At 63.7% G+C, this 7,016-nt stretch carries 4 protein-coding genes; all 4 read left to right on the top strand.

Features of this window, described 5'->3' with window-relative positions:
• The first annotated feature begins 161 nt into the window (after nt 1-161).
• The gene (locus AC1P6P_RS03345) at nt 162-1,619 is read left to right on the top strand and encodes a mannitol dehydrogenase family protein (RefSeq protein ID WP_481401019.1); all 1,458 of its coding nucleotides are present in this window, start codon (nt 162-164) and stop codon (nt 1,617-1,619) included.
• A 173-nt stretch (nt 1,620-1,792) separates the two neighbouring features.
• Nucleotides 1,793-3,253: a xylulokinase gene (gene xylB, locus AC1P6P_RS03340; RefSeq protein WP_481401018.1), complete on the top strand. Its 1,461-nt coding sequence runs from the start codon at nt 1,793-1,795 to the stop codon at nt 3,251-3,253.
• Nucleotides 3,250-4,563 carry a xylose isomerase gene (gene xylA / locus AC1P6P_RS03335; protein WP_481401017.1) on the top strand — a complete coding sequence of 438 codons (1,314 nt, stop codon included), beginning with the start codon at nt 3,250-3,252 and terminating at the stop codon, nt 4,561-4,563. Before xylB ends, xylA begins: the two co-directional genes overlap by 4 nt.
• 399 nt (nt 4,564-4,962) lie before the next feature.
• A partial coding sequence (glgP, locus tag AC1P6P_RS03330; protein ID WP_481401016.1) for an alpha-glucan family phosphorylase occupies nt 4,963-7,016 on the top strand: 2,054 nt, incomplete at its 3' end.

The following is a 7,016-nucleotide window of genomic DNA, read 5'->3' as shown; positions in this document are numbered from 1 at the left end:
GCTGCGGCGTATCCCAGAGCGGGGTGCGCCGCTTTTTTTCGTGATCGCGCTATGCTTGCAAAAGGTCCCGACAGCGCTGTCTTCATTTTTATGTTAGCGGCACCACGCCGCGAGCGTTTCCCCTCGCAGGAGGGGCTTTCGGTGGTGTAAAAGGCGCGTCCATGAACACGCCCCACGCCAACGCGCCCCGCCTTTCGACCAAGACCTTGTCGCTCGCTAAGCCGGGCGTCGTCGTGCCGAAATACGATCGTAGCAAGACCACGATCGGTATCGTGCATTTCGGACCGGGTGCATTCCACCGCGGTCACCAGGCCTGCTATTTCGACTCGCTGCTTGCTTCGGATCCGCGCTGGGCGATCTCCGGCGCCGAGTTGATGCCGAACGGTTTGATGGAAAACGCCGCCGTTCAGGACAATCTCTACATGGTCGCGGAGCTGGATGCCGAAATCCGCTATCGCGTGGTTGGTTCGCACACCGAATATCTCAAGGCGCACGGCCAGGCCGATGCGATTTTTGCCCGTCTGCTCGATCCCAATGTGAAGCTGGTCACCTCGACGGTTACCGAAAAAGGCTATTACCTCGACGGTAAGGGCGAACTCGATCTCAACAATCCGGCCGTCAAAGCCGATCTCGAACATCCCACCACGCCGGGCACGCTGATCGGCTGGATCACCGAAGGCCTCGCGCGCCGCAAGGCCGCCGGCATGGTTCCGTTCGTGCCGGTGTCTTGCGACAACATGGTGATGAACGGCCACAAGCTGCACGGCGCCGTGCTCAAGTTTGCCGAGGCGCGCGGCGACAAGGATCTGCTTGCCTGGATCGTCGACAACGTCACGTTCCCGTCCACCATGGTCGATTCGATCACGCCGGCCGCGACGCCGGACCTGATCGAGCGTATCGCGCGCGAAACCGGTCTGCGCTGCGAAGCGCCGGTGCAGCGCGAAGCCTTCCTGCAGTGGGTGGTGGAAGACCAGCTCGGCGAGGGCGCCCCCGATCTGGCGTCCGTCGGCGTCATGATGACGAAAGACGTCGCTGCCTACGAATTCGCCAAGCTGCGCCTTCTCAACGGCGCCCATTCGACGCTCGCCTATGCCGGCCTGATGCGCGGCCGCGACTCGGTCGGCGAAGCGATGGCGGATGCCAAGCTCGCCCACGCCGTCGAACTCATGATGCGCGAAGACATCGTGCCGACCCTGCACAAGACGCCGGGCCTCAACTTCAATGCCTATATCAGCGATCTGTTGGATCGCTTCCGCAATCCGGCGCTGACTCACAAGCTGATCCAGATCGCCTCCGACGGCTCGCAGAAGCTGCCCTATCGCATTCTCGGGCCGCTCCAGGATGCCTTGAAGGGTGGCCGGCCGATCCGCCGCTTCACCATCTCGCTTGGCGCCTGGATGCGCTTTATTGGCCGTCAGGCCAAGGCCGGGATCGCTCTGCAGGACCCGCTGAACGACAACCTCTTGGAGATCGGGCGCAGCCTGACCGGGGTCGCGGCGGTGGACGTGCCGAAGTTTCTGGCGGTCCGCGAGGTGTTCCCCGCGGAGCTTGTGGAGAACGCCCAGTTCACGGCTGCGATGCTCGCCGCTTACGAGAATTTTGAGGCGCTGCTGGACTGATTTACTTACGTTTTCTGAGGCCTCGGCGCATATGACAAATTCAGCGGGGAGCGCTAATTTGTCTTTTGGCGTTGGTCTGTTCCGGTGTATGATAACGCTACCAAGTAATCCGACAAGCGTACTCAGATAATCCCAACCGGACAAACCGGCTGGAACGGGGAGCAACAGGAACGATGTATCTCGGCATCGATATCGGCACATCCAGTGTGAAGGCCGTCCTGATGGACGACCAGGGACAACTTTTTGCGCAGGGTTCGGCCCCGCTTGCGGTCGAGCGACCGCATCCGTTGTGGTCGGAGCAGAATCCCGATGCGTGGTGGCGGGCGACCGTCGCGGCGGTTCGGGCACTGCCGGAAAAGGGCCGCCAGGCGGTCAAGGGCATCGGCCTGTCGGGCCAGATGCACGGCGCCACGCTGCTCGACGCAGCCGACAAGCCGCTCCGTCCGGCGATTCTGTGGAATGACGGCCGTTCCGGCGCCGAATGCGCCGAGCTCGAAAAGATCGAGCCGCGCGCCCGCGCCATTACCGGCAATATCGCGATGCCGGGCTTCACCGCGCCGAAGCTGTTGTGGGTCAAGCATCATGAGCCCGACGTCTTCGCCAAGGTGAAGACTGTGCTGCTGCCGAAGGACTATGTCCGCCTCAAGCTCACCGGCGAGAAGGCCGGCGACATGAGCGACAACGCCGGTACGCTCTGGCTCGATGTCGGCAAGCGCGACTGGTCGGACGATATGTTGAAGGCGACCGATCTCTCCCGCGAGAACATGCCGAGGGCGGTGGAAGGCACCGCGCCGACCGGCAAGCTGACCGCGGAAGCGGCCGAGGAACTCGGCCTGCCGCAGGTCGTGGTGGCGGGTGGCGGCGGCGACAATGCGGCCTCGGCCGTCGGCGTCGGCGTCGTGGCGCCGGGCCAGGCGTTCCTGTCGCTCGGCACCTCGGGCGTGCTGTTCGTCGTCAACGACCAGTTCCGTCCCAACCCGGAGAAAGCGGCGCACGCGTTCTGCCATTGCATTCCGGGCGTCTGGCACCAGATGGCGGTGATCCTGACGGCGGCGTCGGCGATCGACTGGGTCGCCAACCTCACCGGCATCAACGACGTGGTCGAAACGGTGGCGGGCGCCGAGCGTCGCGGCCTCAAGAAGACGACGCCGATTTTCCTGCCCTATCTCAGCGGCGAACGCACGCCGCACAATGATCCCTATGCCCGTGGCGTGTTCTTCGGCCTCGGCGCCGACACCACCCAGGCCGATCTCGCCTATGCGGTGCTCGAAGGCGTCGCCTTTGCCTTTGCCGACGGCATCGATGTGTTGCGCGAAGCCGGATCGACCATCAATGACACCACCGTCGTTGGCGGCGCCGCGCGGCTGCCGTTCTGGGGCCCGATGCTCGCATCGGCGCTCGATATTCCGCTCACCTACCGCGAAGGCGGCGAAGTGGGCGGTGCTTTTGGTGCAGCCCGGCTTGGCCGGCTGGCCGATACCGGAGAAGATCCGGTGACCGTGTGCACGGCACCCAAGGTGTCGCGAGTCGTTGAACCTGTGCCCGCGCTCCAGGCCGAAATGGCGCCGCGGCGGGCCCTGTTCGTGGACCTGTACAAGAACCTCAAATCCTCTTTCAGGGAGTTTGGCAAATGAGCATTTTTTCGGAAGTAGGACCGATCAAGTACGAAGGTCCCGATAGCACCAATCCGCTGGCCTACAAGGTCTACGACAAGGACCGCGTCGTCCTCGGCAAGAAGCTGGGCGACTGGCTGCGCCTGACCGTTGCCTATTGGCATTCGTTCGCCTCGTTCGGCGCCGACATGTTCGGCGGCGGCACCTGGGACCGTCCGTGGGGCGGCACCGAGACCCGCGCCCTGGCCGAGCAGAAGGCCGATGCGGCGTTCGATTTCTTCACCCGTCTGGGCACGCCCTATTTCGCGTTCCATGACCTCGACGCGATTGCCGAAGCCCATACGCTCGGCGAGCACATCGACAACCTCAAGCACATCGAAGACGTCTTCGCCAAAAAGATGGCGCAGACCGGCGTCAAGCTCTTGTGGGGCACGGCGAACCTGTTCAGCCATCCGCGTTTCGCGGCCGGCGCCGCCACCAACCCGAACCCGGACGTGTTCGCCTATGCCGCCGCCCAGGTGCGCGCGATCATGGAGACCACCCACCGTCTCGGCGGCGAGAACTACGTCTTGTGGGGCGGCCGTGAAGGCTACGACACCCTGCTCAACACCGACCTCAAGGCGGAACTGGCGCACTTCGGCCGCTTCCTCAACATGGTCGTCGAGCACAAGCACAAGATCGGCTTCAAGGGCACGATCCTGATCGAGCCGAAGCCGTTCGAGCCGACCAAGCACCAGTACGACCGCGACACCGCCACCGTCTTCGGCTTCCTGCAGAAGAACGGCCTCGAGAAGGAGGTGAAGGTCAACATCGAAGTCAACCACGCCACGCTGGCGAACCTCGACTTCGAGCATGAAGTCTCGACCGCCTACGCGCTCGGCATCATGGGCTCGCTCGACATCAACCGCGGCGATCCGCGCTCGGGCTGGGATACCGACCAGTTCCCGAACAACGCCCAGGACCTGTCGGTCGCGTTCCTGCCGATCCTCGAGAACGGCGGCCTCGCCACCGGCGGCTGCAACTTCGACGCCAAGCTGCGCCGTCAGTCGATCGACATCAACGACCTCTACGTCGCGCACATCGCCGGCATCGATACGCTGGCCCGCGCCGTGCTGTCGGCCGAAGCGATCATCAAGGACAAGCGCCTGGCCGACGCCAAGGCCGCCCGCTATGCCGGCTGGTCGACCCCGTTCGGCAAGGAAATCGCCGAAGGCAAGTACAGCCTGGCGCAGCTCGCCGACATCGCGGCCGAGAAGAAGCTCGACCCGAAGCCGGTGTCCGGCAAGCAGGAACTGATCGAATCGATCGTCGCGCAGTGCCAGAAGGTCTGATCTGACACATCGCGTTTGAATGAAAGCCTCCCTCTGCGAACCCGCGGGGGGAGGTTTTTTCATGGGCGAACCGGAGCCCACGCGCAGCTTGGGTTTGGCGACTGTGGTGAAGAGTTGCTTTCGCCGCCGAACATCCTGATTTATCCGAACGGCGTTCGCACAACCTACCATTTCAGCCTCAGCCATGGCTCGCCTCCGCGGGGGCTTGTTTTTTGGGCAGGGGTGGGAGCAGGCTGCTCGTTAAGAACTCGTTTACCCTTTCCGTCCAGGTTTTCTGCGGAAATCGCCTTGTGTCCGGTACAATTTTAATAAAAATCGGCGAAGTATTCCGTGGGGGCCGGATTGGCTCGCCCCCGATCCGGCTCATCAGCCCTTCGACAGGAATTTCGGAACCCCGCCATGGTCACCATCCCGCTTCTCGAACTGCCCAGTGAAATCGCCGCCTTGCAGCAGATCGCGCTCGACCTGCGCTGGACGTGGAGCCACGAAGGCGACGCCATTTGGGGTCACATCGACGAGAAGCTGTGGGAGCGCACGCTCAATCCCTGGACGGTGTTGCAGGGGGCGAGCCGCGAGCGCCTCAAGCAGCTGGCGCAGGACCCGAAGTTCGTGGACAAGCTCAACGGCTTCGTCAACGCCCGCAACGAATATCTCAATACGCCCGGCTGGTTCCGCGATACCGGCCGCGCCGAACAGCTCGGCGGCGTCGCTTATTTCTCGATGGAATTCGGCCTCGGTTCGGCGCTGCCGATCTATGCCGGCGGTCTCGGTATTCTGGCCGGCGACGTGCTGAAATCGGCGTCGGATCTCGACATCCCGGTGATCGGCATCGGCCTCTTGTATCAGGAAGGCTACTTCCGCCAGCTTATCGACGGGCGCGGCATGCAGCAGGAGTTCTATCCCTACAACGAACCTTCGGCGCTGCCGGTCGAGCCGGTGATTCTGCCGGAAGACGGCTGGCTTCGGATCGGCCTCGAAATGCCGGGCCGCGTCGTTCACCTGCGGGTTTGGAAAGCGACGGTCGGCCGCGTCACATTGTATCTCCTCGACTCCAATGATCCGGTCAACTCGCCGCTCGATCGCGGCATCACCGCGAAACTCTATGGCGGCGGCCCCGAACTGCGCCTGATGCAGGAAATCGTGCTCGGCGTCGGCGGCTGGCGGGTGATCGAGGCGCTGCATCCCGAAGTCGAAATCTGCCACGTCAACGAAGGCCACGCCGCCTTCGCCATCATCGAGCGCGCCCGCCAGTTGGCGCTCAAGTCGAATCTCGATTTCTGGGAAGCCTTGTGGGCGACCCGCGCCGGCAACGTCTTCACGACGCATACGCCGGTCGCCGCCGGCTTCGACCGCTTTCCCGCCGAGCTGCTGCGCAAGTACCTGCCCTATGTGGAAGGCGCCTTGCACGGTCGCGGCGTCAAGCTCGAGCATGTTTTGGCGCTCGGCCGCGCCGACCAGAACAATCCCGACGAGCCGTTCAACATGGCGTTCCTGGCCCAGCGCGGCTCGGCCATCACCATCGGCGTCTCACGTCTGCACGGTGAAGTCAGCCGGCGCATCTTCCAGCCGCTGTTCCCGCGCTGGCCGAGCTGCGAAGTGCCGATCGGCTATGTCACCAACGGCGTCCATATCCCGACCTGGGATTCGGCCGGCTCCGACCGGGTGTGGAACAAGATTCTCGGCAAGGGCCGCTGGCGCACGCCGACCGGCAAGGATCGCATGCCGATCCCCGACACCATTGCCGACGAGGAGTTGTGGGCGATGCGCGGCGAGGGCCGCCAGCGTCTGGTGCGTTATGCCCGCTATCACTTGGGCCGTCAGCTCCGGGAGGGCGGCTTCGACCTCGAACAGGTGCAGAAGGCCGACACCGTGCTCGATCCCAACGTCTTGACCCTCGGCTTCGCCCGCCGCTTCACCGAATACAAGCGCCCCAACCTGCTGCTGCGCGATCTCTCCCGCCTCGACAAGCTGCTGCACAACGCGATGTTCCCGGTACAGATCGTCGTCGCCGGCAAGGCCCATCCCGCCGACAACGTCGGCAAGGGCATGATCCAGGAATGGATCAATCTTGCCCGCGATCCACGCTATCGCCGCAACGTCGTGTTCCTCGAGGACTATGACATTTCGCTGGCTCAGGAGATGACCCAGGGCGTCGACGTCTGGATCAACACCCCGCGCCGGCCCTGGGAAGCTTGCGGCACCTCGGGCATGAAGGTGCTGGTCAATGGCGGCATCAATTGCTCGACCCTCGACGGCTGGTGGGACGAAGCCTTCACCGAAGATGTCGGCTGGTCGATCGGAGACGGCTCGGGCGGTACCGCCGAAGGCGTCGATGCGATCGACATCGAGAGCCTTTACGATGTGCTCGAGCATAAGATCATTCCGGAATTCTACGACCGCGACGGTCTCGGCCTGCCGCGCAAATGGCTGAACCGCATCCGTCATTCGATGGG

It is taken from the genome of Rhizomicrobium sp. (assembly GCF_056722145.1).
The sequence above is the reverse complement of the archived record's forward strand: the minus strand, read 5'-3'. Positions and strand labels throughout refer to the sequence as shown.

What these genes read in the sequence shown, in the direction of transcription:
- AC1P6P_RS03345 (WP_481401019.1), top strand. Translation starts at nt 162, where the DNA reads ATGAACACGCCCCACGCCAACGCGCCCCGCCTTTCGACCAAGACCTTG.
- xylB (WP_481401018.1), top strand. Translation starts at nt 1,793, where the DNA reads ATGTATCTCGGCATCGATATCGGCACATCCAGTGTGAAGGCCGTCCTG.
- xylA (WP_481401017.1), top strand. Translation starts at nt 3,250, where the DNA reads ATGAGCATTTTTTCGGAAGTAGGACCGATCAAGTACGAAGGTCCCGAT.